Consider the following 24175-nt stretch of genomic DNA (forward strand, 5'->3'; position numbering starts at 1 on the left):
GAGGAAGGCAGGGGACCGAGAGCAAAGCGCGGGTTTACAAGGCTTTGACCGCGAAAGATTTTTTTTCGGGCTCGAAAAAATCAGCCGGAAATGGCCAAAAAATAGCCAATTTTACTAGATGTTGTGTTTTTGCAAGCCATTTCGCTGTTTTGAACACAACTCGAATCGACCTGGATTGGGCCACTTCAGGGGCGGGTTGCTGGCCCCTGCGGGGGCGAAAAGGTTGCGTGCGATTGCCGTGGTCGCACGTCGAGGGAGCGATGCTTTTGGCCGGCTCCAGAACAGTGGGCGGCTGGCGAGGCATCTTTGCCGCAAGAGGGATTTCTTGCGGCCGGCAGTCATCAAGGATTATGCAATGAACTTGGCAATTAACCGTTAGAGCAACCGTTGCCCATTACGCGGTATTGAAGAATATGCCGTTGACCGTGAGAGTCTTCATATTCCATACGCGCTGGTACAACTTCGCATACTTCTGGAACTTCGCTCATGGAGATAACTTTGGCGATATCCAGATCAGTGGAGTAAGTGTATTCCTCTACCGGTACTTGTTGCTGTGCGACATCAGTCGGGATCTCATCAGCCATCGCGGTAACGCACAGACTGCTGAGGGCCAGAACTAATAAAGCTTTCATTTGCGTTTTACCTTTCTAAGGTCGTGTGGGGTCACGCAGCCTTTATGAGGCTGCGTGTGGAGCTTGAGTAAACGTTTGATTAACTGCCTTCGTGGGGGCTGCAACTGGGTTAATCAGATTGCCTGTTTGGCGAGACAGATTTTAGGCCCGGGGTTGCGTGTCATATAGGTGTACTTTTGATAAACACCTTTGACAGTTTTTGTAACAATCGCCGAAAAAGGCCTGTCCGGATGCCTGTTTGAATATTTTTGCTGAGGGTGAATGCTGCTGTAACCAGCGTTTTTGAGGGGTTGCGACAAATAGCAGGGTATTTCGCAGGGGGTTGTTACTACCATCGTCGAATGGTTCTATAGGCGCCCCCCGGCTACAACGGGGTCATACAAAAACAACTATGTCACCGAGGTAAGAAAGATGAGTGCGGCTTCTCTGTATCCCGTTCGTCCCGAGGTTTTGGCCAATACGCTGACTGACGAGGCGACCTACAAGGCCATGTACCAGCAGTCGGTCGTGAACCCGGACGGTTTCTGGCGTGAACAGGCCAAGCGTCTCGACTGGATCAAGCCTTTTACCACGGTGAAGCAGACTTCCTTCGACGATCACCATGTCGATATCAAGTGGTTTGCCGATGGCACCTTGAACGTCTCCTACAACTGCCTGGATCGCCATCTCGCCGAGCGCGGCGATCAGATCGCGATCATCTGGGAAGGCGACGATCCTTCCGAAAGCCGCAACATCACCTACCGCGAATTGCATGAAGAAGTCTGCAAGTTCGCCAACGCCTTGCGTGGCCAGGACGTGCACCGTGGCGACGTGGTGACTATCTATATGCCGATGATTCCCGAGGCGGTGGTGGCCATGCTGGCCTGTACCCGTATCGGCGCGATCCACTCGGTAGTGTTCGGTGGGTTCTCCCCTGAGGCTTTGGCCGGGCGCATCATCGACTGCCGCTCGAAAGTGGTGATCACCGCCGACGAAGGCATCCGTGCCGGCAAGAAGGTGCCGCTCAAGGCCAATGTCGACGACGCCCTGACCAACCCGGAAACCAGCAGCATCCAGAAGGTCATCGTGTGCAAGCGCACCGGTGGCGACATCAAGTGGAACCAGCATCGCGACATCTGGTACGAAGACCTGATGAAGGTCGCCGGCAGCGTCTGCGCCCCGAAAGAGATGGGGGCCGAAGAAGCGCTGTTCATCCTCTATACCTCCGGTTCCACCGGCAAGCCCAAGGGCGTGCAGCACACAACCGGCGGCTACCTGCTCTATGCATCGCTGACCCATGAGCGGGTGTTCGACTACCGTCCGGGCGAAGTCTACTGGTGCACCGCCGACGTCGGCTGGGTCACCGGCCACACTTATATCGTCTATGGCCCGCTGGCCAACGGCGCCACCACCGTGCTGTTCGAAGGCGTGCCCAACTACCCGGACGTGACCCGGGTGGCGAAGATCGTCGACAAGCACAAGGTCAACATCCTCTACACCGCGCCGACCGCGATCCGCGCCATGATGGCCTCGGGCACTGCCGCCTGCGAAGGCGCCGATGGCAGCAGCCTGCGCCTGCTGGGCTCGGTGGGCGAGCCGATCAACCCGGAAGCCTGGGACTGGTACTACAAGAACGTCGGCCAATCCCGTTGCCCGATTGTCGACACCTGGTGGCAGACCGAAACCGGCGCCACCCTGATGAGCCCGCTGCCGGGGGCGCATGCCCTGAAGCCGGGTTCTGCCGCGCGTCCGTTCTTCGGTGTGGTGCCGGCCCTGGTGGACAACCTGGGCAACATCATCGAGGGCGCCGCCGAAGGCAACCTGGTGATCCTCGATTCGTGGCCAGGTCAGGCGCGGACCCTGTACCGCGACCACGACCGCTTCGTCGATACCTACTTCAAGACCTTCCGCGGCATGTACTTCACCGGTGACGGTGCTCGTCGCGACGAGGACGGCTACTACTGGATCACCGGCCGGGTGGATGACGTGCTCAACGTGTCCGGGCACCGCATGGGCACCGCCGAGATCGAAAGCGCCATGGTGGCGCACCCGAAAGTCGCCGAAGCGGCGGTGGTGGGCGTGCCTCACGACATCAAGGGCCAGGGCATCTATGTCTACGTGACCCTCAACGGTGGCGAGGAGCCGAGCGAAGCCCTGCGTCTGGAACTGAAGAACTGGGTGCGCAAGGAAATCGGTCCGATCGCCTCGCCGGATGTCATCCAATGGGCGCCGGGCCTGCCTAAGACCCGTTCCGGGAAGATCATGCGGCGGATTCTGCGCAAGATCGCGACCGCGGAGTACGACGGTCTGGGCGATATCTCGACCTTGGCCGACCCAAGCGTGGTGCAGCACCTGATCGATACCCACAAGACCATGAACGTCGCCTGAGGCGGGTTCCGAGTCATCCAGCCCCGCCCGGCCTTGCGCCGGGCGGGGCTTTTTTGTGCCGGGGCGATTCGCCGGCAAGCCGCTCGCTACAGCCTCCGCGCGCCAGTTGTGAGGCCCGCTTGCCACTGCAGGCGAGCGAATAAATATCGGATTTATCCATCTGCCGGGTTCGAATGTTACCGATGCCGTCGAAGATGTAACCCGGCGCCCATTTTCGGGGCAATGGGAAACGCCGAGCCCCATTTCAGGGCTGTTTATATCCCTATAAAAAATAAGTCATCACGCTGCGCTTGCCGGAATAGAAGGCTTTGCCAATAATAGGCCCGCAATTTGCAGCATAGATCGGTTCCCTATCATTTGCTCTTGCATAGTTTTGAAGAGCTGTCAATGTGCTCCTCCGGTATTCTCGATGCTTCTGTAATTTGTTGTCGCATTGAGGAAATATCGGCTTCCAGCCTGTCGTTAGAATGCCGGTCACTCGCTCGTCGTTGCCTGTGTGTGAGTCCTCTTCCGGGCTTCTCAGGACGCAGCGCCGCCTTTGCTGTTTTACCCATTCGCATATTGGGCTGTCGCTCACTCTGCCGTTTTCGCCCTTTACCGATGGAGTTCTAAGATGAAGAAACTCGTGCTTCTTGGCGCCCTGGCACTGTCCGTGCTCTCCCTGCCGACTTTCGCCGATGAAAAGCCCCTGAAAATTGGTATCGAAGCGGCCTACCCTCCGTTTGCCTCCAAGGCGCCGGACGGCAGCATCGTCGGTTTCGACTACGACATCGGCAACGCGCTGTGCGAAGAGATGAAGGTCAAGTGCGTATGGGTCGAGCAAGAGTTCGATGGCCTGATCCCGGCGCTGAAGGTGCGCAAGATCGACGCCATCCTCTCGTCGATGTCGATCACCGACGATCGCAAGAAGTCCGTGGACTTCACCAACAAGTACTACAACACCCCGGCACGTCTGGTGATGAAGGCCGGCACCCAGGTCAGCGACGGCCTGGCCGAGCTCAAGGGCAAGAACATCGGCGTGCAGCGTGGTTCGATCCACGAACGTTTCGCCCGCGAAGTGCTGGCTCCCCTGGGCGCGCAGATCAAGCCTTACGGCTCGCAGAACGAAATCTACCTGGATGTGGCCGCCGGCCGTCTCGACGGCACCGTGGCCGACGCTACGCTGTTGAATGACGGCTTCCTGAAAACCGATGCGGGCAAGGGTTTTGCCTTCGTTGGTCCGGCCTTCACCGACGTCAAGTACTTCGGCGACGGCGTAGGGATCGCAGTGCGCAAGGGCGACAAGGCCGAGCTGGACAAGATCAACGCTGCCATCGCTGCCATTCGCGAGAACGGCAAGTACAAGCAAATCCAGGACAAGTACTTCGACTTCGACATCTACGGCAAGTAAGACCGTCGAAACAGTCAGTCCGAGATGGCGCAAGCAGCAGAATCTCTGAAGTTTGCGCCATTTTTTCATCCCAATTTTCGAGGACCTGAATCATGTTGAAAGGCTACGGGGCTGTCATCCTCGATGGCGCTTGGCTGACGCTTCAGCTCGCCTTGTCGTCCATGGCCCTGGCCATTGTTCTGGGTCTGATCGGGGTCGCGCTGCGTCTCTCGCCGGTGCGCTGGCTGGCCTGGCTTGGCGATCTGTATTCCACGGTGATCCGTGGCATTCCCGATCTGGTGCTGATCCTGCTGATCTTCTACGGCGGCCAGGACTTGTTGAACCGCGTGGCCCCGCTGCTGGGCTACGACGATTACATCGACCTCAATCCGCTGGCGGCCGGTATCGGCACCCTGGGCTTCATCTTCGGGGCCTACCTGTCGGAAACCTTCCGTGGCGCCTTCATGGCGATTCCCAAGGGGCAGGCAGAGGCGGGCATGGCTTACGGCATGAGCAGCTTCCAGGTGTTCTTCCGGGTCATGGTGCCGCAGATGATTCGCCTGGCGATTCCCGGCTTCACCAACAACTGGCTGGTGCTGACCAAGGCCACCGCGCTGATTTCCGTGGTGGGCCTGCAAGACATGATGTTCAAGGCCAAGCAGGCGGCGGATGCCACCCGTGAGCCTTTCACCTTCTTCCTCGCAGTGGCGGCCATGTACCTGGTGATCACCAGTGTCTCGTTGCTGGCATTGCGTCACCTTGAGAAGCGCTACTCGGTAGGCGTAAGGGCGGCTGATCTATGATCTTCGACTACAACGTCATCTATGACGCCTTGCCGCTGTACTTCAGCGGCTTGCTGACCACCTTGAAACTGCTGGCACTGTCGTTGTTCTTCGGCTTGCTGGTGGCCTTGCCCCTTGGGCTGATGCGGGTCTCCAAGCAACCGCTGGTGAACATGACGGCCTGGCTCTACACCTACGTGATCCGCGGCACGCCGATGCTGGTGCAGCTGTTCCTGATCTACTACGGCCTGGCCCAGTTCGAAGCGGTGCGCGAGAGTTTCCTCTGGCCCTGGCTGTCCAGCGCAACCTTCTGCGCCTGCCTGGCCTTTGCCATCAACACCAGCGCCTATACCGCGGAAATCATCGCCGGCAGCCTGCGGGCCACGCCCAATGGCGAGATCGAGGCGGCCAAGGCCATGGGCATGTCGCGCTACAAGATGTACCGCCGCATTCTCTTGCCATCGGCCCTGCGCCGGGCGCTGCCGCAGTACAGCAACGAAGTGATCATGATGCTGCAGACCACCAGTCTGGCGTCCATCGTGACCCTGATCGATATCACCGGCGCGGCGCGCACGGTCAACGCGCAGTACTACCTGCCGTTCGAGGCCTACATCACCGCCGGCGTGTTCTACCTGTGCCTGACCTTTATCCTGGTGCGCCTGTTCAAGCTGGCCGAAGGCCGCTGGCTGCGCTACCTGGCGCCGCGGAAGCACTGATATGGAACGCATCGATCATCCATTGCCCTGGAGTCACCTGGGTAGCGAGCGGCATATCTCGGTGTTCCGTTTCGGCAGCGGCGAGCGCAAGGCCTATATCCAGGCCAGCCTGCACGCTGACGAACTGCCAGGCATGCGCACCGCCTGGGAGCTGAAAAAGCGCCTGGCCGAGCTGGAGGCCCAGGGCGCGCTCAACGGCGTTGTCGAACTGGTGCCGGTGGCCAATCCGCTGGGTCTGGGGCAGTTGCTGCAAGGCAATCACCAGGGTCGTTTCGAGGCCGGCAGCGGCAAGAACTTCAACCGCGATTTCGTTGAGCTCAGCGCGCCCGTGGCGCTGCGCCTGCAAGGGCGCCTGGGGGATGATTCGCACGCCAATGTGCGCTTGATTCGTCAGGCCATGGCCGAGGTGCTGGCTGAGTTGCCGCCGGCAGCCAGCCAGTTGCAGGGCATGCAGCGGGTGCTGTTGAGCCACGCCTGCGACGCCGATGTGGTGCTGGACCTGCATTGCGATGCCGAGGCAGCGCTGCACATGTACGCCTTGCCGCAGCACTGGCCGCAGTGGCGTTCCCTGGCGGCGCACCTGGATGTGAAGGTTGGCCTGCTGGCGGAAGATTCCGGCGGCAGTTCGTTCGACGAAGCCTGCTCGCTGCCGTGGCTGCGCCTGTCGCGGCAGTTTCCCGAAGCGTCGATTCCCCTGGCGTGCCTGGCGACCACCTTGGAATTGGGTGGTCAGGCCGACACCGGGCGCCCCCAGGCCGAGGCTTGTGCCGAAGGCATCCTGGCGTTTCTGGCCGAGCAGGGGCTGATTGCCGGTGAGTGGCCGGCGCCGGGGCGTGACGCCTGCGAGGCCATGCCCTTTGAAGGCACCGAATTGCTGTATGCGCCGCATCCCGGTGTGGTGAGCTTTCTGCGTCCGGCCGGGAGCTGGGTGGGCGTGGGCGAGCCGATTTTTGAAGTGATTGATCCCCTATCCGATCGGGTCAGTACGGTGTGTGCTGGCACCAGCGGCGTGTTGTTCGCCGTTGAGCGGCTGCGTTATGCCCAACCCGGTTTCTGGCTGGCCAAGGTGGCGGGGCGCGAAGCGCTGCGTCACGGGCGCTTGCTCAACGACTGACTGTTTTTGTGAGAACCGACCGCATGTACAAACTTGAAGTCCAAGACCTGCATAAGCGCTATGGCAGTCACGAAGTGCTCAAGGGCGTGTCCCTGAAGGCCGCGGCTGGCGATGTGATCAGCATCATCGGCTCCAGTGGCTCGGGCAAGAGCACCTTTTTGCGCTGCATCAACCTGCTGGAGCAGCCTCACGCCGGCAAGATCCTGCTGAACAACGAAGAGTTGAAGCTGGTGGCCAACAAGGACGGCGCGCTCAAGGCTGCCGATCCCAAGCAGTTGCAGCGCATGCGTTCGCGCCTGTCGATGGTGTTCCAGCATTTCAACCTGTGGTCGCACATGACTGCGATTGAAAACATCATGGAAGCACCAGTGCACGTGCTGGGCGTGTCCAAGGCCGAGGCTCGCGAGAAGGCCGAGCACTACCTGGCCAAGGTCGGTGTGGCGCACCGCAAGGATGCCTACCCGGGGCACATGTCCGGTGGTGAGCAGCAGCGTGTGGCGATTGCCCGGGCCCTGGCCATGGAGCCGGAAGTCATGCTGTTCGACGAGCCGACCTCGGCCCTGGACCCGGAGCTGGTGGGCGACGTGCTGAAAGTCATGCAGGCCCTGGCCCAGGAAGGCCGGACCATGGTGGTGGTGACCCACGAAATGGGCTTTGCCCGTGAGGTGTCGAACCAGCTGGTGTTCCTGCACAAGGGTGTGGTGGAAGAGAGTGGCAACCCGCGGGAAGTGCTGGTGAACCCGCAATCAGAACGTTTGCAACAATTCCTCTCTGGTAGCCTCAAGTAATCACTGCCGTTATGCACCAAATTAGGTCATGCTGCGCACCGCGCGCCAGATGGTCTAACTTGGTGCTGCCGCCCTTGGCTTCTAACACTGTTTTCGTTTCGGATTGCCCGCCATGACTGCCCATCGAATTGGTTTCCTGATTTGGCCCAGCACTAAAGCCTTGACGCTGGCGCTGGCCGAGGAGGCCTTGCGTGTCGCTCAGCGGGTGCATCCGGAAGTGGTTTACGAGTTGGCGTTCCTGCAGGCCGAGGCGCCGGGCGAAGGGGCCTGGCAGCTGCCGGGCGAACCCTGGGCGGGCAAGCTTGAGGGCTGTCAGAAACTGTTCCTGCTGGCAGACGAACCGCCCGCGCCAATGAGCTCCGGGCTGAGTAGTGCGCTCAAGCAACTGGTGCGTGCCGGCTGCGTGATTGGCGGGCTGTCGGCCGGGGTGTATCCGCTGGCGCAGTTGGGCCTGCTCGATGGGTATCGGGCGGCGGTGCACTGGCGCTGGCAGGACGATTTCGCCGAGCGCTTTCCCAAGGTCATCGCTACCAGCCACCTGTTTGACTGGGACCGCGATCGCCTGACCGCCTGTGGCGGCATGTCGGTGCTGGACCTGTTGCTGGCGGTGCTGGCGCGGGATCACGGCGCCGAGCTGGCGGGTGCGGTTTCGGAAGAACTGGTGGTGGAGCGCATCCGCGAAGGCGGCGAGCGCCAGCGCATCCCGTTGCAAAATCGCCTGGGCTCCAGCCATCCAAAGCTGACCCAGGCGGTGCTGCTGATGGAGGCCAATATCGAGGAGCCGCTGACCACTGACGAGATTGCCCAGCATGTCTGTGTATCCCGTCGTCAGTTGGAGCGGATCTTCAAGCAGTACCTGAACCGTGTGCCCAGCCAGTACTACCTGGAGCTGCGCCTGAACAAGGCCCGGCAGATGCTGATGCAGACCAGCAAGTCGATCATTCAGATCGGCCTGTCCTGTGGCTTCTCCTCCGGCCCGCACTTCTCCAGCGCCTACCGCAACTTCTTTGGCGCTACCCCGCGCGAAGATCGCAATCAACGGCGCAGCAGCAGCCCATTCGAACTCTCCTCGGTCCCCTCCGAACGCGGTTGACCCGCTCCTGTAGGAGCCGGCTTGTCGGCCAATCGCGCCGGCCGCTCGCTATTTGCCCAGTGCACCGCGCCTGCCTGATCCCGATAGCCGCTACAGAAATGCGACAGGTTGTCGCCTAACTACCTGGATAATTACCTTGGGCAAAATGCCCGGTGAATCTGCCGCTAGAGCCCTGCGCAGTTTAAACTGCGCCTTTGCGACGCTATTTGTCGCATTGCCATAAACCCGCGTAAAACCGGGGTTGGCGCTATAAGAAGTTGTCGCTTGGCGACAAGGCCGGGCATAAAACTGTCCTTACAATCCCTCCATCGCTCGCCAGTTCCAGGCGGGTGTTCCTCTTCAGGAGACTCCGATGTCCGTTGAGCAAGCTCCGGTGCAACGCGCCGATTTCGACCAGGTGATGGTTCCCAATTACGCACCTGCGGCTTTCATTCCTGTGCGTGGCGCGGGGTCCCGAGTCTGGGATCAGTCGGGACGGGAGCTGATCGATTTCGCCGGCGGCATTGCGGTCAACGTACTGGGCCACGCCCATCCAGCGCTGGTGGGGGCACTGACCGAGCAAGCCAACAAGCTGTGGCATGTGTCCAACGTGTTCACCAACGAGCCGGCCCTGCGCCTGGCCCACAAGTTGGTCGACGCCACCTTCGCCGAGCGCGCGTTCTTCTGTAACTCCGGTGCAGAAGCCAACGAGGCCGCCTTCAAGCTGGCCCGTCGCGTGGCTCATGATCGTTTCGGTGCCGAGAAGTACGAAATCATCGCCGCATTGAACAGCTTCCACGGCCGGACTCTGTTCACCGTGAACGTCGGTGGCCAGTCGAAGTACTCCGACGGCTTCGGTCCGAAAATCACCGGCATCACCCATGTGCCGTACAACGACCTGGCGGCACTGAAAGCCGCGGTTTCCGACAAGACCTGCGCAGTGGTGCTGGAACCGGTCCAGGGCGAGGGCGGCGTGTTGCCGGCCGAGCTGGCCTACCTGCAAGGCGCCCGCGAGCTGTGCGACCAGCACAACGCGCTGCTGGTGTTCGACGAAGTACAGACCGGCATGGGCCGCAGCGGCGAGCTGTTCGCCTACCAGTATTACGGCGTGACCCCGGACATCCTCACCAGCGCCAAGAGCCTGGGCGGTGGTTTCCCGATCGCGGCGATGCTGACCACCGAAGCGTTGGCCAAGCACCTGGTGGTTGGCACCCACGGCACCACCTACGGCGGCAACCCGCTGGCCTGTGCGGTGGCCGAGGCGGTGGTCGACGTGATCAACACCCCGCAAGTGCTCAATGGCGTGAAAGCCAAGCACGATCGCTTCAAGACCCGTCTGCTGCAGATCGGCGAGAAGTACGGCCTGTTCGGCGAAGTCCGCGGCCTGGGCCTGTTGCTCGGTTGCGTGCTCAGCGAAGCCTGGAAGGGCAAGGCCAAGGACGTGTTCAACGCCGCCGAGAAAGAAGGCCTGATGATTCTGCAGGCCGGTCCGGACGTGGTGCGTTTCGCCCCGAGCCTGGTGATCGAAGACGCCGATATCGATGAGGGCCTGGACCGCTTCGAGCGCGCCGTGGCGAAACTGACTCAAGCCTGATCCAGGTTGCAGTACTTCTCGGCGCCGGCTTTAGTGGCCGGCGTCGAGCCTAATTCCTGTGCCGGGCTGTCCCGGCATTTTTTTCCCTGAGTCGGACGGTTTCCGACCTGTTTTAGAGTAAGGAGTGACACCATGCTGGTGATGCGCCCCGCGCAAATGGCTGATCTGGGCGAGGTACAGCGTCTGGCTGCAGACAGCCCGATTGGTGTCACCTCCTTGCCGGATGATGTGGATCGCCTGCGCGACAAGATCGCCGCGAGCGAGGCTTCGTTTGCCGCCGAAGTGAGCTTCAACGGTGAGGAAAGCTATTTCTTCGTCCTCGAAGACACCGACAACGGCAAGCTGGTGGGCTGTTCGGCCATCGTCGCGTCCGCCGGATATTCCGAGCCGTTCTACAGCTTTCGCAATGAAACCTTCGTTCACGCGTCCCGCGAGCTGAAGATCCACAACAAGATTCATGTCCTGTCCCAGTGCCACGACCTGACCGGCAACAGCCTGTTGACCAGTTTCTATGTGGTGCCGGAGCTGGTGGGCTCGCCCTGGTCGGAACTCAACTCCCGCGGCCGCCTGCTGTTCGTTGCCAGCCACCCGGAGCGTTTCGCCGATTCGGTGGTGACCGAGATCGTCGGTTACAGCGACGAGCACGGTGATTCGCCGTTCTGGGACGCCATCGGGCGCAACTTCTTCGACCTCAACTACGCCGAGGCCGAGCGCCTGTGCGGCCTGAAGAGCCGGACCTTTCTCGCCGAACTGATGCCGCATTACCCGATCTACGTGCCGCTGCTGCCGGACGCCGCCCAGGAAGCCATGGGCCAGGTGCACCCGCGGGCGCAGATCACCTTTGACATCCTGATGCGCGAAGGTTTTGAAACCGATCACTACATCGACATCTTCGACGGTGGTCCGACCTTGCATGCACGGGTTTCGGGGATTCGCTCCATTGCCCAGAGCCGCGTGGTGCCGGTGAAGATCGGCGAGGCGCTCAAGGGCGGTGGTCGTCAGTACCTGGTGTCCAACGGCCAGTTGCAGGATTACCGCGCGGTGCTGCTGGAGCTGGATTACGCACCGGGCAAACCGGTGACCCTGGATCTGCAAGCCGCCGAGGCCCTGGGCGTCGGCGAAGGTGCCAGCGTGCGTCTGGTGGCGGTTTAAAGCCTGCTTCCACGACCTGGAAAGCATGCCTGGAAAGCAGCGAGTTTCGCGCAGGCCATCAGCGGCCTGCGTCTGAGGAGATAGCATGATCGTTCGTCCCGTACGCAGCAGCGATTTACCCGCGCTGATCGACCTGGCCCGCAGCACTGGCACCGGCCTCACCACCTTGCCGGCCAACGAAGAACGCCTGACCCACAGGGTTGGCTGGGCGGAAAAGACCTTTCGCGGCGAAGCCGAACGTGGCGATGCGGACTACCTGTTCGTGCTGGAAGACGACAATGGTCGGGTGGTGGGCATTTCCGCCATCGCCGGCGCGGTCGGCTTGCGTGAGCCCTGGTACAACTTCCGGGTCGGCCTGACGGTCAGTGCCTCCCAGGAGCTGAACATCTACCGCGAGATCCCCACGCTGTTCCTGGCCAACGACCTGACCGGCAACTCCGAGCTGTGCTCGCTGTTCCTCCACGCCGATTACCGCACCGGCCTCAACGGCCGCATGCTGGCCAAGGCGCGGATGCTGTTCATCGCCGAATTCCCGCAGCTGTTCGGCAACAAGATCATTGCCGAGATGCGCGGCATGTCCGATGAGAATGGCCGCTCGCCGTTCTGGGAAAGCCTGGGCCGGCACTTCTTCAAGATGGAGTTCAGCCAGGCCGACTACCTGACCGGGGTTGGCAACAAGGCCTTCATCGCCGAGCTGATGCCCAAGTTCCCGCTGTACACCTGCTTTTTGTCCGAGGATGCGCGCAACGTGATCGGCAAGGTCCACACCGACACCGAGCCGGCCCTGGCCATGCTCAAGAGCGAAGGTTTCAGCTATCAGGGTTACGTCGACATCTTCGATGCCGGTCCGGCGGTGGAGTGCGAAACCAGCAAGATCCGCGCGGTACGTGACAGCCAGGCGCTGGTGCTGGCCATCGGCACCCCGGGCGACGACGCCACGCCGTTCCTGATCCACAACCGCAAGCGCGAGGACTGCCGCATCACCGCGGCGCCCGCACGCTTTGCCGCGGGCACCCTGGTGGTCGATCCCCTGACCGCCAAGCGCCTGCAACTCAACGCCGGCGACCAGGTCCGCGCGGTTCCGCTGTCTGCTTCTCGGGAGTCGAAATAATGAGCACGCTGTACATCGCAGGCCAATGGCTGGCTGGCCAGGGCGAAGCCTTCACCTCGGTCAATCCGGTGACGCAGGCGGTCATCTGGTCCGGTAATGGCGCCACGGCCGCGCAAGTGGAGAGCGCCGTGCAGGCCGCCCGCCAGGCGTTTCCGGCCTGGGCCAAGCGTTCCCTGGAAGAGCGCGTCGGCGTGCTCGAAGCCTTTGCCGCCAGCCTCAAGGCGCGGGCCGACGAATTGGCCCGCTGCATCGGTGAGGAAACCGGCAAACCGCTGTGGGAAGCTGCCACCGAAGTCACCAGCATGGTCAACAAGATCGCCATCTCGGTGCAGAGCTACCGCGAGCGTACCGGCGAGAAGAGCGGCCCCTTGGGCGACGCCACCGCTGTGCTGCGCCACAAGCCCCACGGCGTGGTGGCGGTGTTCGGCCCTTACAACTTCCCTGGGCACTTGCCCAACGGGCACATCGTTCCTGCATTGCTGGCCGGTAACAGCGTGCTGTTCAAGCCCAGCGAGCTGACGCCGAAAGTCGCCGAGTTGACGGTCCAGTGCTGGATCGAAGCCGGCTTGCCGGCGGGTGTGTTGAACCTGCTGCAAGGTGCCCGGGAAACCGGCATCGCCCTGGCCGCCAATCCAGGGATCGACGGGTTGTTCTTCACCGGCTCCAGCCGCACCGGCAATCATCTGCACCAGCAGTTCGCCGGGCGTCCGGACAAGATCCTGGCCCTGGAAATGGGCGGCAACAACCCGCTGGTGGTGGATCAGGTCGCTGATCTGGATGCGGCGGTGTACACCATCATCCAGTCGGCCTTCATTTCGGCCGGCCAGCGCTGCACCTGTGCCCGCCGCCTGCTGGTGCCACAAGGCGCCTGGGGTGATGCGTTGCTGGCGCGCCTGGTGGCGGTCAGCGCGAGCATCGATGTCGGTGCTTATGACCAGCAGCCCGCGCCGTTCATGGGCTCGGTGATTTCCCTGGGCGCCGCTCGCGCGCTGATGGATGCACAGCAGCAACTGTTGGCCAATGGCGCCGTGGCCTTGCTGGAAATGACTCAGCCCCAGGCTCAGGCCGCCTTGCTGACCCCAGGGATTCTGGACGTCACGGCGGTGGCTGAGCGTCCCGATGAAGAGCTGTTCGGGCCGTTGCTGCAAGTGATCCGCTACGCTGATTTCGATGCGGCGATCGCCGAGGCCAACAACACTCAGTACGGCCTGGCTGCCGGTCTGTTGTCGGATTCCGCCGAGCGTTACCAGCAGTTCTGGCTGGAAAGCCGGGCGGGCATCGTCAACTGGAACAAGCAGTTGACCGGCGCTGCCAGCAGCGCGCCGTTTGGTGGCGTGGGGGCTTCGGGCAACCACCGGGCCAGCGCCTATTACGCGGCGGATTATTGCGCGTACCCGGTGGCGTCCCTGGAAACCCCGAGCCTGGTGCTGCCGAGCGCGTTGACGCCGGGTGTGCGCTTGTCCTGATTTGCGGGGCCTTTTCGCCGGCCAGCCGGCTCCTACAGATTTGGATAGGAGTCGGCTGGCCGACGGACGAGCGTACCGCGTTCGCCCTGTGTAGATATCGATTGCCTATAACAAACAGATTCGTGGAGCCTCGCTGATGAAATCCTATGAAGTCAATTTTGACGGTCTAGTGGGGCCGACCCATAACTATGGCGGCCTGTCCTACGGCAACGTGGCCTCCCAGAGCAACAGCCAGCAGGGCTCCAACCCCAAGGAAGCGGCGCTGCAAGGCCTGGCGAAAATGAAAGCGCTGATGGAAATGGGCTTTCAGCAAGGCGTGCTCGCCCCGCAAGAGCGCCCCGACGTGGCAGCCCTGCGCAACCTGGGGTTTGCCGGGACTGATGCCCAGGTCATCCAGCAAGCCGCCCAGCAGGCCATGCCCTTGCTGGTCGCCAGTTGCTCGGCATCGAGCATGTGGGTGGCCAACGCCGCGACCGTCAGTCCGAGTGCCGACACCGCCGATGGCCGCGTGCATTTCACCGCCGCCAACTTGAACTGCAAATACCACCGCAGCATCGAGCACCCGACCACCAGCCGCGTGCTGGGCGCGATGTTCGCCGACCACAAGCACTTTGCTCATCACGCCGCCTTGCCGGCGGTGGCGCAGTTCGGCGATGAAGGCGCGGCCAACCACACCCGCTTCTGCCGTGACTATGGCGAGGCCGGGGTCGAGTTCTTCGTCTTCGGTCGCAGCGCATTCGATACCCGTTACCCGGCGCCGCAGAAATACCCGGCGCGCCAGACCCTGGAAGCCTCCCAAGCCGTGGCGCGTCTGCATGGCCTGAGCGAGGAGGGCGTGGTCTATGCCCAGCAGAATCCAGCGGTGATCGATCAGGGCGTGTTCCACAACGACGTGATCGCGGTGGGCAATGGTGAGGTGCTGTTCTATCACGAGGACGCCTTCCTCGAGACCGAGAAGATGCTCGCCGAACTGCAGGGCAAGCTGGGTAAACGCGGCGGCAACTTCCAGTCGATCTGCGTGCCGCGCTCGCAGGTGACGGTGGAAGACGCCGTGCGCTCCTACCTGTTCAACAGCCAGCTGCTGTCCCGCGCCGATGGTTCGATGCTGCTGATCGTGCCGGAAGAGTGCCGCGGCAACGAGCGTGTCTGGCAGTACCTGCAAAGCCTCACCAGCTCCGGCGGGCTGATCCGCGAAGTGAAGGTTTTCGATCTCAAGCAGAGCATGCAGAACGGCGGCGGCCCGGCTTGTCTGCGCTTGCGGGTGGCGCTGAATGAAACTGAGCTGGCGGCGGTCAATCCTGGGGTTATCATGACCGCGCCGTTGTACGACACCCTGACCCAATGGGTCGGCAAGCACTACCGCGACCGCCTGTGCGAAAGCGATCTGGCGGACCCGCAGCTGCTGCTTGAGTGCCGGACGGCACTGGATGAACTGACGCAAATCCTTAAACTGGGCGCGGTTTATCCCTTCCAGATCAATTGAAAGCCCGCGCCCGGCGCATTCGACCGGGCGTGCCGCTTCACCCCAGATGAGAACGACCCCCATGAGCGATACCCTGCAGCTGATCCTTGAAGACAGCGACGGCACCCAACTGCAAACCTCCTGCACCCGTTTCGCGGTGCTGTGGCAGGGCAAGGAAGTGTGGATTCAGCAGGACGGCCGCGGCCAACTGCTGATCGGCGTGGACGTGGAGGAGGGTGATGACGAATACGCCAGCCTGCTGCTGCGTCCATTGGCGACCAACCTGGTCAGCCTGCAACTGGAAATGGAGCCGGCCGACGCCGGTGACGATGATCACGTGCACGGTCCTGACTGCGGCCACGCTCACTAAGGAAGTCCGCACTATGCTTGCCCTCGGCAAACTGCTTGAACTGACCCTCGCCGGCCGTGAACCGGCGGAGAAGACTCAACTGACTGTCGACGGCGTGCGCATGCGCTGGCTGAGCGAGGGCGCGCTGGAAGTGCGGCCGCCCGACGCTCGCGATAACGGTCTGGACCTGCTGCTGTCAGCTGGTATCCATGGCAACGAGACGGCTCCCATCGAGCTGCTCGACCGTCTGTTGCATGACATTGCCCGGGGCGACCTGAAGCCTCGCGCACGCATTCTGTTCCTGTTCGGCAACCCCGAGGCCATGCGTCGCGGCGAGCGTTTTGTCGAGCAGGACGTCAACCGGCTGTTCAATGGTCGGCATGAATCGAGCAGTGGGGTCGAAGCCCTGCGTGCCTGTGAGCTGGAGCGTCTGGCGGCGAGTTTCTTCAGCCTGCCGGATCGCCAGCGCTTGCACTACGACCTGCACACCGCGATCCGCGGCTCGAAGATCGAACAGTTCGCCCTGTATCCGTGGAAAGACGGGCGCCAGCATTCGCGCCGTGAACTGGCGCGCCTGCGGGCGGCGGGCATGGAGGCGGTGCTGCTGCAGAACAAGCCTTCCATTGTCTTCAGCGCCTACACCTACGATCAGCTGGGGGCTGAATCCTTCACCCTGGAGCTGGGCAAGGCACGGCCGTTCGGGCAGAACCAGGGGGTCAATGTCGAGCGCCTGGAAACCCGTCTCAAGCAGATCATCGACGGCAGCGAGCCCGGGCAAGAGCAGGACAGCCTCGATGGCTTGCAGCTGTTCAGCGTGGCGCGGGAAGTCATCAAGCACAGCGACAGCTTCCACCTGCACCTGCCGGCGGACGTGGAGAACTTTTCCGAGCTGGAAGTGGGTTACCTGCTGGCCGAGGACATCGCCCAGACCCGTTGGGTGATCGAGGAGGAGGGGGCACGGATCATTTTTCCCAATCCCAAGGTGAAGAACGGCCTGCGCGCGGGGATTCTGATCGTGCCGACCACGGCCGACGGCCTGGCCTGAGGTTCGCCGGCAAGCCGGGCCCCGCGGGAGCCGGCTTGCTGGCAATGCGCTTAACGCTTAAACCGCAACCGCACGCTGCTCATTTCGGCGCAGGGCACGCAGCTTGTGCAGGGTGTCGGCGCAGGTCTTCGCCGCTTCCTGACCCTTGTGCACGAAGTGCTCGAAGAAGAACTTCTGATGCTCTTCACCGGCATGGAAGTGATGCGGGGTCAGCACGACCGAGAACACCGGCACTTCGGTTTCCAGTTGCACTTGCATCAGGCCGCTGATCACCGACTGGGCGACGAATTCATGGCGGTAGATGCCGCCGTCCACCACCAGGCCTGCCGCCACGATGCCGCTGTAGCGACCGGTCTTGGCCAGCAGCTTGGCGTGCAGCGGAATTTCGAAGGCGCCACCGACTTCGAAGAAGTCGATATCGGATTCCTGGTAGCCCTGAGCGAGCATCTCGGCGACAAAGCCCTGACGGCTCTGATCGACGATTTCCTTGTGCCAGCAAGCCTGGATAAAGGCGACGCGCTCGTTGGGGTGGTGTTTGCCTTTGCTATCGATTGCGGTGGGTTGCATCTGTTCTGACTCCTGTTTGTATGAAAAACAGGGCGTATATGAATCGAATGGGATTTAAGGGTACGCGCAGAGCCCGCGTGGATAGTCCACGTCTGCCCGGCAACGGCCCTTTGGCGCCAATCCCGTTCTCTCTTCATCCGGACTATGACCGTCGGCCCCGGGATCACACCGGGTCTGCTGACCTTGTCGGCACCTGTGGAACCGCCACGGGTGTCATCAAGCGCTCGCGGGCTATGCGCATTGCGCGCAATTACCGCCGGTGGGGAATTGCACCCCGCCCTGAGAACGATTGCCCGAGTGTTTTCCCGGGCGGTGAGTTTTTAACACAGATCTGACGGGGAAGCATCGCGCCTTTTGGATAATGTTCATCGGATTTTTCTCGCTACGATTCGAGATTTTCTACAGTTGCTGCTTGATTAATCGTCCACGGGGCCGCAGTAATTCGCTTCGAAAGGGAATTCCCCCTGTCCCAGCGTGGACCCTGGTGTCCCCCTGTAGCCGGAGCCTGATGTGATGAGCGTGATCGATCTTCGTAGTGACACCGTGACCCAGCCGACCCCGGGCATGCTCGATGCCATGGCGCGCGCCCGTACCGGAGACGACGTCTACGGCGAAGACCCGACGGTCAATCAGTTGGAGGCCGAACTGGCCCGGCGTCTGGGGTTTGCCGCGGCCCTGTTCGTGCCTTCCGGCACCATGAGCAATCTGCTGGCCTTGATGGCCCACTGCGAGCGGGGCGAGGAGTACATCGTCGGCCAGCAGGCCCACACCTATAAATATGAAGGCGGCGGCGCCGCGGTGTTGGGCTCGATCCAGCCCCAGCCGCTGGAGCTGCAGGCCGATGGCTCCCTCGATCTGGAGCAGGTGGCGGCGGCGATCAAGCCGGATGACTTTCATTTTGCCCGCACGCGCCTGCTGGCCTTGGAAAACACCATGCAGGGCAAAGTGCTGCCCCTGGCCTACCTGGCCCAGGCCCGAGCTTTCACCCGTGAGCGGGGTCTGGCCCTGCACCTGGATGGCGCGCGGCTGTATAACGCAGCGGTGAAGCTGGGGGTGGATGCCCGGATGATTACCCAACACTTCGATTCGGTATCGGTGTGCTTGTCCAAGGGGCTCGGCGCGCCAGTGGGCTCGGTGTTGTGCGGCTCCCGAGAACTGATCGGCAAGGCGCGGCGCCTGCGCAAGATGCTCGGCGGTGGCATGCGCCAGGCCGGTGGGCTGGCGGCGGCGGGGCTGTATGCCCTGGAGCATCAGGTGCAGCGCCTGGCGGATGACCATGCCAATGCGCAGTTGCTGGCACAGGGGCTCAGCCAGGCGGGCTTCAGTGTCGAGCCGGTGCAGACCAATATGGTGTACGTGCAGATGGGGGACAGGGCCGAAGCCCTCAAGGCGTTCGCCGCCGAGCGGGGGATCAAGCTCAGCGCGGCGCCACGCTTGCGTCTGGTGACTCATCTGGATGTCGATGCCGGGCAAATCGAGCAGGTGGTGAGCACTTTTGCCGAGTTTTCCCGTAACTGACAGTGTTCTCCGTCCAATTGACTGTTTGTATCGTACAAACACGCTGTACCAAGTGATTAACGCCGATATAATGCGGCCCTTTGCCGTCGTTTCGTCTGTTGACGTTGCGCACAGGCCTTTGGCCGCAGTCTCCGTGGAAGAACCTAATGAAAAGCGCAGAAATCCGTGAAGCCTTCCTTCGCTTCTTCGAAGAGCAAGGCCACACCCGTGTAGCCTCCAGCTCTTTGATCCCAGGCAACGACCCTACCCTGCTGTTCACCAACGCGGGGATGAACCAGTTCAAGGACTGCTTCCTGGGCCAGGAAAAGCGCGCCTATACCCGCGCTGTCAGCAGCCAGAAGTGCGTCCGCGCCGGTGGCAAGCACAACGACCTGGAAAACGTCGGTTACACCGCTCGTCACCACACCTTCTTCGAAATGCTGGGCAACTTCAGCTTCGGTGACTACTTCAAGCGCGATGCCATCACCTTCGCCTGGACCTTCCTGACGTCCGACAAGTGGCTGAACCTGCCGAAAGAGAAGCTCTGGGTCACGGTTTACGCCAGCGATGACGAGGCCTACGACATCTGGACCAAAGAGGTCGGGGTGCCGGCCGAGCGCATGGTGCGCATCGGAGACAACAAAGGCGCGCCTTACGCTTCGGACAACTTCTGGACCATGGGCGATACCGGCCCTTGCGGTCCTTGCACCGAGATTTTCTACGATCACGGCGCCGACATCTGGGGCGGCCCACCCGGCTCGCCGGAAGAAGACGGTGACCGCTACATCGAAATCTGGAACAACGTGTTCATGCAGTTCAACCGCACCGCCGATGGCGTGCTGCATCCGCTGCCAGCACCGTCGGTGGACACCGGCATGGGCCTGGAGCGGATCAGTGCGGTGCTGCAGCACGTGCACTCGAACTATGAAATCGATCTGTTCCAGAGCCTGCTGGATGCCGCGGCCAAGGCCATTGGCTGCACCAACGATGCCCAGGCGTCGCTGAAAGTGGTGGCCGACCATATCCGTTCCTGCGGCTTCCTGATTGCCGACGGTGTGCTGCCGTCCAATGAAGGCCGCGGTTATGTGCTGCGTCGGATCATTCGCCGCGCTTGCCGCCACGGCAACAAGCTGGGGGCCAAGGGCAGCTTCTTCTATCAGATCGTTGCCGCCCTGGTTGCCGAGATGGGTGAAGCCTTCCCTGAGCTTAAATCCCAGCAGGCGCATATCGAGCGCGTGCTCAAGGCCGAAGAAGAACAGTTCGCCAAGACCCTGGAGCAGGGCCTGAAGATCCTCGAGCAGGATCTGGCTGCGCTGGAAGGCTCGGTGGTCCCGGGCGACGTGGTGTTCAAGCTCTACGACACCTATGGTTTCCCGATGGACCTGACCGGCGACATCGCCCGTGAGCGCAACCTGACCCTCGATGAGGAAGGTTTCGAACGCGAGATGGAAGCCCAGCGTGTGCGTGCCCGCTCTGCCAGCTCCTTCGGCATGGACTACAACAGCCTGGTCAAGGTTGATGTGGCCACTGAATTCACCGGCTACCAGGCCACCAGCGGTTCGGCCAAAGTGGTTGCCCTCTATAAGGAAGGGCAGTCGGTAGACATCCTCAATGAAGGCGAAGAAGGCGTTGTGGTCCTCGACCGGACCCCGTTCTACGCTGAGTCCGGCGGTCAGATCGGCGACTGCGGTTACCTGCAGGCCGGCGGCGCACGGTTTGATGTGCGCGACACCACCAAGACCGGCGGCGCGTTCCTGCATCACGGCGTGCTGGCCAAGGGCAGCCTGATCGTAGGCGCTCCGGTTGAAACCCAGGTCGACGCCGACGTGCGTCACGCCACCTCGCTGAACCACTCGGCCACCCACTTGCTGCACGCCGCCCTGCGCCAGGTGCTGGGCGAGCACGTCCAGCAGAAGGGCTCGCTGGTGGACAGTCAGCGTCTGCGTTTCGACTTCAGCCACTTTGAGGCGATCAAGCCTGAGCAGATCAAGGCCCTTGAAGACATCGTCAACGCCGAGATTCGCAAGAATACGGCGGTGGAAACCGAAGAAACCGACATCGACACCGCCAAGAAGAAAGGCGCCATGGCGCTGTTCGGCGAGAAGTACGGCGACAGCGTGCGCGTGCTGAGCATGGGCGGCGATTTTTCGGTGGAGCTGTGCGGTGGTATCCACGCCAATCGTACCGGCGACATCGGCTTGCTGAAGATCACCAGCGAAGGCGGCGTGGCGTCGGGCGTGCGGCGTATTGAAGCCGTTACCGGTGCTGCGGCCCTGGCGTATCTGAATGCTGCGGAAGAACAACTCAAGGAAGCGGCGACCCTGGTCAAGGGCAGCCGCGACAATCTGATCGACAAGCTGTCGGCGGTGCTGGAGCGCAATCGTCTGCTGGAGAAGCAGCTCGAGCAGTTGCAGGCCAAGGCTGCCAGCGCTGCCGGTGACGATCTGTCCGCTCAGGCGGCAGACGTCAAGGGCGTGAAGGTGCTGGCTGCGCGCCTCGACGGCCAGGACGGCAAGGCGCTGCTGGCGCTGGTGGATCAGTTGAAAAACAAACTCGGCCGCGCAGTGATCCTGCTCGGCAGTGTCCATGAGGAAAAGGTCGTACTGGTTGCCGGTGTAACCAAGGACCTGACTGGCCAACTCAAAGCCGGTGATTTGATGAAGCAAGCCGCTGCGGCAGTGGGCGGTAAGGGCGGTGGTCGTCCAGACATGGCCCAGGGCGGTGGTGTTGATGCTGCTGCGCTGGATGCCGCGCTGGCCCTGACCGTGCCATTTGTCGAGCAGGGCATTTAAGGCGCCGAGCCGGGCCCGTCGTCTAGTGGCGGGTCCTTGCGCTGTGCAGTTTGATTGTTTAACGGGCGCCCCTTTACGGGCTGAGGCGGCTTAGAAAATGGCTTTGATCGTACAGAAATTTGGAGGCACTTCGGTCGGCTCTGTGGAGCGGATCGAGCAGGTCGCCGACAAGGTTAAGAAGTTCCGCGAAGCCGGCGATGACCTGGTGATTGTGCTGTCGGCGATGAGTGGCGAAACCAACCGCCTGATCGATCTGGCCAAGCAGATCAGCGGCGAAGCCATACCGGTTCCCCGTGAGCTGGATGTGATCGTGTCCACCGGTGAGCAAGTGACCATCGCTTTGCTGGCCATGGCGTTGATCAAGCGCGGTATTCCTGCGGTGTCTTACACCGGGAATCAGGTGCGCATCCTCACCGACAGTGCTCACAATAAAGCGCGAATCCTGCAGATCGATGATCAGAAGATTCGCAGCGATCTGAAGGCTGGTCGTGTGGTCGTGGTTGCCGGTTTCCAGGGCGTAGACGAGCACGGCAACATCACCACGTTGGGGCGTGGCGGTTCCGATACCACCGGGGTGGCGCTGGCCGCGGCCCTGAAGGCTGACGAGTGCCAGATCTACACCGATGTGGACGGTGTCTACACCACCGATCCGCGTGTGGTACCCAAGGCTCAGCGCCTGGACAAGATCACCTTCGAAGAGATGCTGGAAATGGCCAGCCTCGGTTCCAAGGTGCTGCAGATCCGCGCGGTCGAGTTTGCTGGCAAGTACAACGTTCCGCTGCGCGTGTTGCACAGCTTTCAGGAGGGTCCGGGCACCCTCATTACTATTGATGAAGAGGAATCCATGGAACAGCCGATCATTTCCGGCATCGCTTTTAACCGCGATGAAGCCAAGCTGACTATCCGTGGCGTGCCAGACAATCCTGGCGTGGCCTTCAAGATTCTCGGCCCGATCAGCGCGTCGAATATTGAAGTCGACATGATCGTGCAGAACGTTTCGCACGATAACACCACCGACTTCACCTTCACCGTGCACCGCAATGACTACCTGGCTGCCCAGACCGTGCTGGAAAACACCGCACGTGAAATCGGTGCCCGTGAAGTGGTCGGTGATACCGACATTGCCAAGGTTTCGATCGTTGGTGTCGGCATGCGCTCCCATGCGGGCGTAGCCAGCCGTATGTTTGAAGCCCTGGCGAAGGAAAGCATCAACATCCAGATGATCTCCACTTCTGAAATCAAGGTGTCGGTGGTGATTGAAGAGAAGTACCTGGAGTTGGCGGTACGTGCGCTGCACACTGCGTTCGAGCTCGACGCTCCGGCCCGACAGGGCGAGTAATGCGTGTTTGAAAGGGGCGCGGTCTGACCGCGCCCTTTGTGTTTTTGATCGGCGCGGGAGAAAGCTGTTCTTTTGCCCGTGCTAGTCAATACTTAGGCGTGTAGGACTGCAGCCGCCCTGGTTGTAGGCCGACACCCTTTTTTTTGCAGACTGTAGTCCCTGAAAATGTAATGCGTGAGGAGATAGGTATGCTGATTCTGACTCGTCGGTGCGCAGAAAGCCTGATCATTGGTGATGGCGAGATCACTGTGACCGTGCTCGGCGTCAAAGGTAATCAAGTGCGTATTGGTGTCAACGCCCCCAAAGAAGTGGCGGTTCATCGTGAGGAAATTTACCTGCGGATCAAGAAAGAGAAGGACGAAGAACCAAGCCATTAATTTTTATCGTTTTTTTTGTTTGCAAACGGGGAGAAAGCTGGTTAATATACGCCCCGTGTTGCGGAGAGCTGGCCGAGTGGCCGAAGGCGCTCCCCTGCTAAGGGAGTACACCTCAAAAGGGTGTCGGGGGTTCGAATCCCCCGTTCTCCGCCATTATTTGCTTAGTACGTTGTAATCTGGCTTCTTCTGTAAGTTGTTGAAATTACTAGAAAAAGTGCTTGACAAAAAGATTTAACGGCCTATAATGCGCGGCAACAAATGCACTCGTAGCTCAGCTGGATAGAGTACTCGGCTACGAACCGAGCGGTCACAGGTTCGAATCCTGTCGAGTGCACCATTTAAGAGTTAGTTGCAGCGATGTAGTTAACTTGGCTTCAACCAGTTGTGGTCTGGTCTAAAAACACAAAATGCACTCGTAGCTCAGCTGGATAGAGTACTCGGCTACGAACCGAGCGGTCACAGGTTCGAATCCTGTCGAGTGCACCATACAACAGAAAGCCCGCATCGAAAGATGCGGGCTTTTTGCTTTCTGCGATTTATCCATCTATCTCTCTTCTTATGGTCTGTGGCTGGAACGGCTTAGT

The 24175-nt window shown here is 61.2% G+C and carries 20 protein-coding genes, 3 tRNA genes and 1 riboswitch; of the genes, 21 read left to right on the plus strand and 2 right to left on the minus strand.

All coding sequences use genetic code 11. The annotated features are described in order from the left end of the window. Positions 1 to 368: 368 nt before the first annotated feature. The gene (locus tag GGI48_RS23315; RefSeq protein WP_016968107.1) at positions 369 to 632 is read right to left on the minus strand and encodes a DUF2790 domain-containing protein; all 264 of its coding nucleotides are present in this window, start codon (positions 630 to 632) and stop codon (positions 369 to 371) included. Between the two features lie 411 nt (positions 633 to 1043). Between GGI48_RS23315 and acs the strand changes: the two genes are divergently transcribed. The 14 genes from acs to astE all read left to right on the plus strand — a co-directional run bounded on the left by acs (position 1044) and on the right by astE (position 17019). After that, entirely contained in the window at positions 1044 to 2999 is a 1956-nt protein-coding gene (gene acs / locus GGI48_RS23320) for an acetate--CoA ligase (RefSeq protein ID WP_016968106.1), read from the plus strand. Positions 3000 to 3612: 613 nt separating this feature from the next. Next, a complete protein-coding gene (locus GGI48_RS23325; protein WP_016968105.1) occupies positions 3613 to 4389 on the plus strand; it encodes an ABC transporter substrate-binding protein in 777 nt (258 codons plus the stop codon). A gap of 92 nt (positions 4390 to 4481) precedes the next feature. Continuing rightward, positions 4482 to 5171, plus strand: a complete 690-nt coding sequence (locus GGI48_RS23330; protein ID WP_016968104.1) for an ABC transporter permease — start codon at positions 4482 to 4484, stop codon at positions 5169 to 5171. Then, positions 5168 to 5866 carry an ABC transporter permease gene (locus GGI48_RS23335; protein ID WP_016968103.1) on the plus strand — a complete coding sequence of 233 codons (699 nt, stop codon included), beginning with the start codon at positions 5168 to 5170 and terminating at the stop codon, positions 5864 to 5866. Before GGI48_RS23330 ends, GGI48_RS23335 begins: the two co-directional genes overlap by 4 nt. Before the next feature lies 1 nt (position 5867). Next, positions 5868 to 6980 carry a succinylglutamate desuccinylase/aspartoacylase family protein gene (locus GGI48_RS23340; RefSeq protein ID WP_179600245.1) on the plus strand — a complete coding sequence of 371 codons (1113 nt, stop codon included), beginning with the start codon at positions 5868 to 5870 and terminating at the stop codon, positions 6978 to 6980. Positions 6981 to 7003: 23 nt separating this feature from the next. Next, positions 7004 to 7768 carry an ABC transporter ATP-binding protein gene (locus tag GGI48_RS23345; protein WP_011062773.1) on the plus strand — a complete coding sequence of 255 codons (765 nt, stop codon included), beginning with the start codon at positions 7004 to 7006 and terminating at the stop codon, positions 7766 to 7768. Positions 7769 to 7880: 112 nt separating this feature from the next. Then, on the plus strand, positions 7881 to 8861 hold the full coding sequence (gene argR, locus GGI48_RS23350; RefSeq protein WP_016968172.1) for a transcriptional regulator ArgR: 981 nt from the start codon (positions 7881 to 7883) through the stop codon (positions 8859 to 8861). Positions 8862 to 9213: 352 nt separating this feature from the next. Further along, entirely contained in the window at positions 9214 to 10434 is a 1221-nt protein-coding gene (locus GGI48_RS23355) for an aspartate aminotransferase family protein (protein WP_047305667.1), read from the plus strand. 132 nt (positions 10435 to 10566) lie between these two features. After that, positions 10567 to 11586, plus strand: a complete 1020-nt coding sequence (aruF, locus tag GGI48_RS23360) for an arginine/ornithine succinyltransferase subunit alpha (protein ID WP_016968174.1) — start codon at positions 10567 to 10569, stop codon at positions 11584 to 11586. 85 nt (positions 11587 to 11671) lie between these two features. Then, entirely contained in the window at positions 11672 to 12697 is a 1026-nt protein-coding gene (gene astA, locus GGI48_RS23365; RefSeq protein WP_016968175.1) for an arginine N-succinyltransferase, read from the plus strand. After that, on the plus strand, positions 12694 to 14163 hold the full coding sequence (astD, locus tag GGI48_RS23370) for a succinylglutamate-semialdehyde dehydrogenase (protein WP_179602097.1): 1470 nt from the start codon (positions 12694 to 12696) through the stop codon (positions 14161 to 14163). Before astA ends, astD begins: the two co-directional genes overlap by 4 nt. 136 nt (positions 14164 to 14299) lie before the next feature. Next, complete coding sequence (gene astB / locus GGI48_RS23375; RefSeq protein WP_016968177.1) at positions 14300 to 15646, plus strand: N-succinylarginine dihydrolase; 1347 nt, start codon at positions 14300 to 14302, stop codon at positions 15644 to 15646. A 61-nt stretch (positions 15647 to 15707) separates the two neighbouring features. Then, positions 15708 to 15995: a hypothetical protein gene (locus GGI48_RS23380; RefSeq protein ID WP_016968178.1), complete on the plus strand. Its 288-nt coding sequence runs from the start codon at positions 15708 to 15710 to the stop codon at positions 15993 to 15995. Between the two features lie 13 nt (positions 15996 to 16008). Next, the gene (gene astE, locus GGI48_RS23385; protein ID WP_179600247.1) at positions 16009 to 17019 is read left to right on the plus strand and encodes a succinylglutamate desuccinylase; all 1011 of its coding nucleotides are present in this window, start codon (positions 16009 to 16011) and stop codon (positions 17017 to 17019) included. Positions 17020 to 17076: 57 nt separating this feature from the next. On the opposite strand, the gene GGI48_RS23390 is transcribed toward astE, so the two are convergent. Continuing rightward, the gene (locus tag GGI48_RS23390) at positions 17077 to 17586 is read right to left on the minus strand and encodes a 6,7-dimethyl-8-ribityllumazine synthase (protein WP_016968180.1); all 510 of its coding nucleotides are present in this window, start codon (positions 17584 to 17586) and stop codon (positions 17077 to 17079) included. 120 nt (positions 17587 to 17706) lie between these two features. Continuing rightward, positions 17707 to 17877, minus strand: a riboswitch (FMN riboswitch). Between the two features lie 222 nt (positions 17878 to 18099). Between GGI48_RS23390 and ltaE the strand changes: the two genes are divergently transcribed. The 7 genes from ltaE to GGI48_RS23425 all read left to right on the plus strand — a co-directional run bounded on the left by ltaE (position 18100) and on the right by GGI48_RS23425 (position 24077). Next, entirely contained in the window at positions 18100 to 19104 is a 1005-nt protein-coding gene (gene ltaE / locus GGI48_RS23395) for a low-specificity L-threonine aldolase (RefSeq protein WP_179600249.1), read from the plus strand. Between the two features lie 146 nt (positions 19105 to 19250). Continuing rightward, a complete protein-coding gene (alaS, locus tag GGI48_RS23400; protein WP_047305664.1) occupies positions 19251 to 21875 on the plus strand; it encodes an alanine--tRNA ligase in 2625 nt (874 codons plus the stop codon). A gap of 97 nt (positions 21876 to 21972) precedes the next feature. Next, positions 21973 to 23214: an aspartate kinase gene (locus tag GGI48_RS23405; protein ID WP_016968182.1), complete on the plus strand. Its 1242-nt coding sequence runs from the start codon at positions 21973 to 21975 to the stop codon at positions 23212 to 23214. Positions 23215 to 23402: 188 nt separating this feature from the next. Then, positions 23403 to 23591, plus strand: coding sequence for a carbon storage regulator CsrA (gene csrA / locus GGI48_RS23410; RefSeq protein ID WP_002554426.1), 189 nt, complete (start codon positions 23403 to 23405; stop codon positions 23589 to 23591). Between the two features lie 62 nt (positions 23592 to 23653). Further along, positions 23654 to 23744, plus strand: a tRNA-Ser gene (locus GGI48_RS23415). Between the two features lie 107 nt (positions 23745 to 23851). After that, a tRNA-Arg gene (locus tag GGI48_RS23420) sits at positions 23852 to 23928 on the plus strand. Positions 23929 to 24000: 72 nt separating this feature from the next. Further along, positions 24001 to 24077: transfer RNA gene (locus tag GGI48_RS23425), tRNA-Arg, on the plus strand. Positions 24078 to 24175: the final 98 nt, after the last annotated feature.

It is taken from the genome of Pseudomonas protegens, assembly GCF_013407925.2.
Taxonomy (GTDB): domain Bacteria; phylum Pseudomonadota; class Gammaproteobacteria; order Pseudomonadales; family Pseudomonadaceae; genus Aquipseudomonas; species Aquipseudomonas fluorescens_AP.

Excerpts from the sequence above, each read along its gene's own strand:
- GGI48_RS23335 (WP_016968103.1), top strand. The coding sequence starts at position 5,168 with ATGATCTTCGACTACAACGTCATCTATGACGCCTTGCCGCTGTACTTC.
- GGI48_RS23345 (WP_011062773.1), top strand. The coding sequence starts at position 7,004 with ATGTACAAACTTGAAGTCCAAGACCTGCATAAGCGCTATGGCAGTCAC.
- alaS (WP_047305664.1), top strand. The coding sequence starts at position 19,251 with ATGAAAAGCGCAGAAATCCGTGAAGCCTTCCTTCGCTTCTTCGAAGAG.
- astA (WP_016968175.1), top strand. The coding sequence starts at position 11,672 with ATGATCGTTCGTCCCGTACGCAGCAGCGATTTACCCGCGCTGATCGAC.
- GGI48_RS23330 (WP_016968104.1), top strand. The coding sequence starts at position 4,482 with ATGTTGAAAGGCTACGGGGCTGTCATCCTCGATGGCGCTTGGCTGACG.
- GGI48_RS23405 (WP_016968182.1), top strand. The coding sequence starts at position 21,973 with ATGGCTTTGATCGTACAGAAATTTGGAGGCACTTCGGTCGGCTCTGTG.
- GGI48_RS23380 (WP_016968178.1), top strand. The coding sequence starts at position 15,708 with ATGAGCGATACCCTGCAGCTGATCCTTGAAGACAGCGACGGCACCCAA.
- ltaE (WP_179600249.1), top strand. The coding sequence starts at position 18,100 with ATGAGCGTGATCGATCTTCGTAGTGACACCGTGACCCAGCCGACCCCG.
- astE (WP_179600247.1), top strand. The coding sequence starts at position 16,009 with ATGCTTGCCCTCGGCAAACTGCTTGAACTGACCCTCGCCGGCCGTGAA.
- GGI48_RS23390 (WP_016968180.1), bottom strand. The coding sequence starts at position 17,586 with ATGCAACCCACCGCAATCGATAGCAAAGGCAAACACCACCCCAACGAG.
- csrA (WP_002554426.1), top strand. The coding sequence starts at position 23,403 with ATGCTGATTCTGACTCGTCGGTGCGCAGAAAGCCTGATCATTGGTGAT.
- acs (WP_016968106.1), top strand. The coding sequence starts at position 1,044 with ATGAGTGCGGCTTCTCTGTATCCCGTTCGTCCCGAGGTTTTGGCCAAT.
- aruF (WP_016968174.1), top strand. The coding sequence starts at position 10,567 with ATGCTGGTGATGCGCCCCGCGCAAATGGCTGATCTGGGCGAGGTACAG.
- GGI48_RS23325 (WP_016968105.1), top strand. The coding sequence starts at position 3,613 with ATGAAGAAACTCGTGCTTCTTGGCGCCCTGGCACTGTCCGTGCTCTCC.
- argR (WP_016968172.1), top strand. The coding sequence starts at position 7,881 with ATGACTGCCCATCGAATTGGTTTCCTGATTTGGCCCAGCACTAAAGCC.
- GGI48_RS23340 (WP_179600245.1), top strand. The coding sequence starts at position 5,868 with ATGGAACGCATCGATCATCCATTGCCCTGGAGTCACCTGGGTAGCGAG.
- GGI48_RS23355 (WP_047305667.1), top strand. The coding sequence starts at position 9,214 with ATGTCCGTTGAGCAAGCTCCGGTGCAACGCGCCGATTTCGACCAGGTG.
- GGI48_RS23315 (WP_016968107.1), bottom strand. The coding sequence starts at position 632 with ATGAAAGCTTTATTAGTTCTGGCCCTCAGCAGTCTGTGCGTTACCGCG.
- astB (WP_016968177.1), top strand. The coding sequence starts at position 14,300 with ATGAAATCCTATGAAGTCAATTTTGACGGTCTAGTGGGGCCGACCCAT.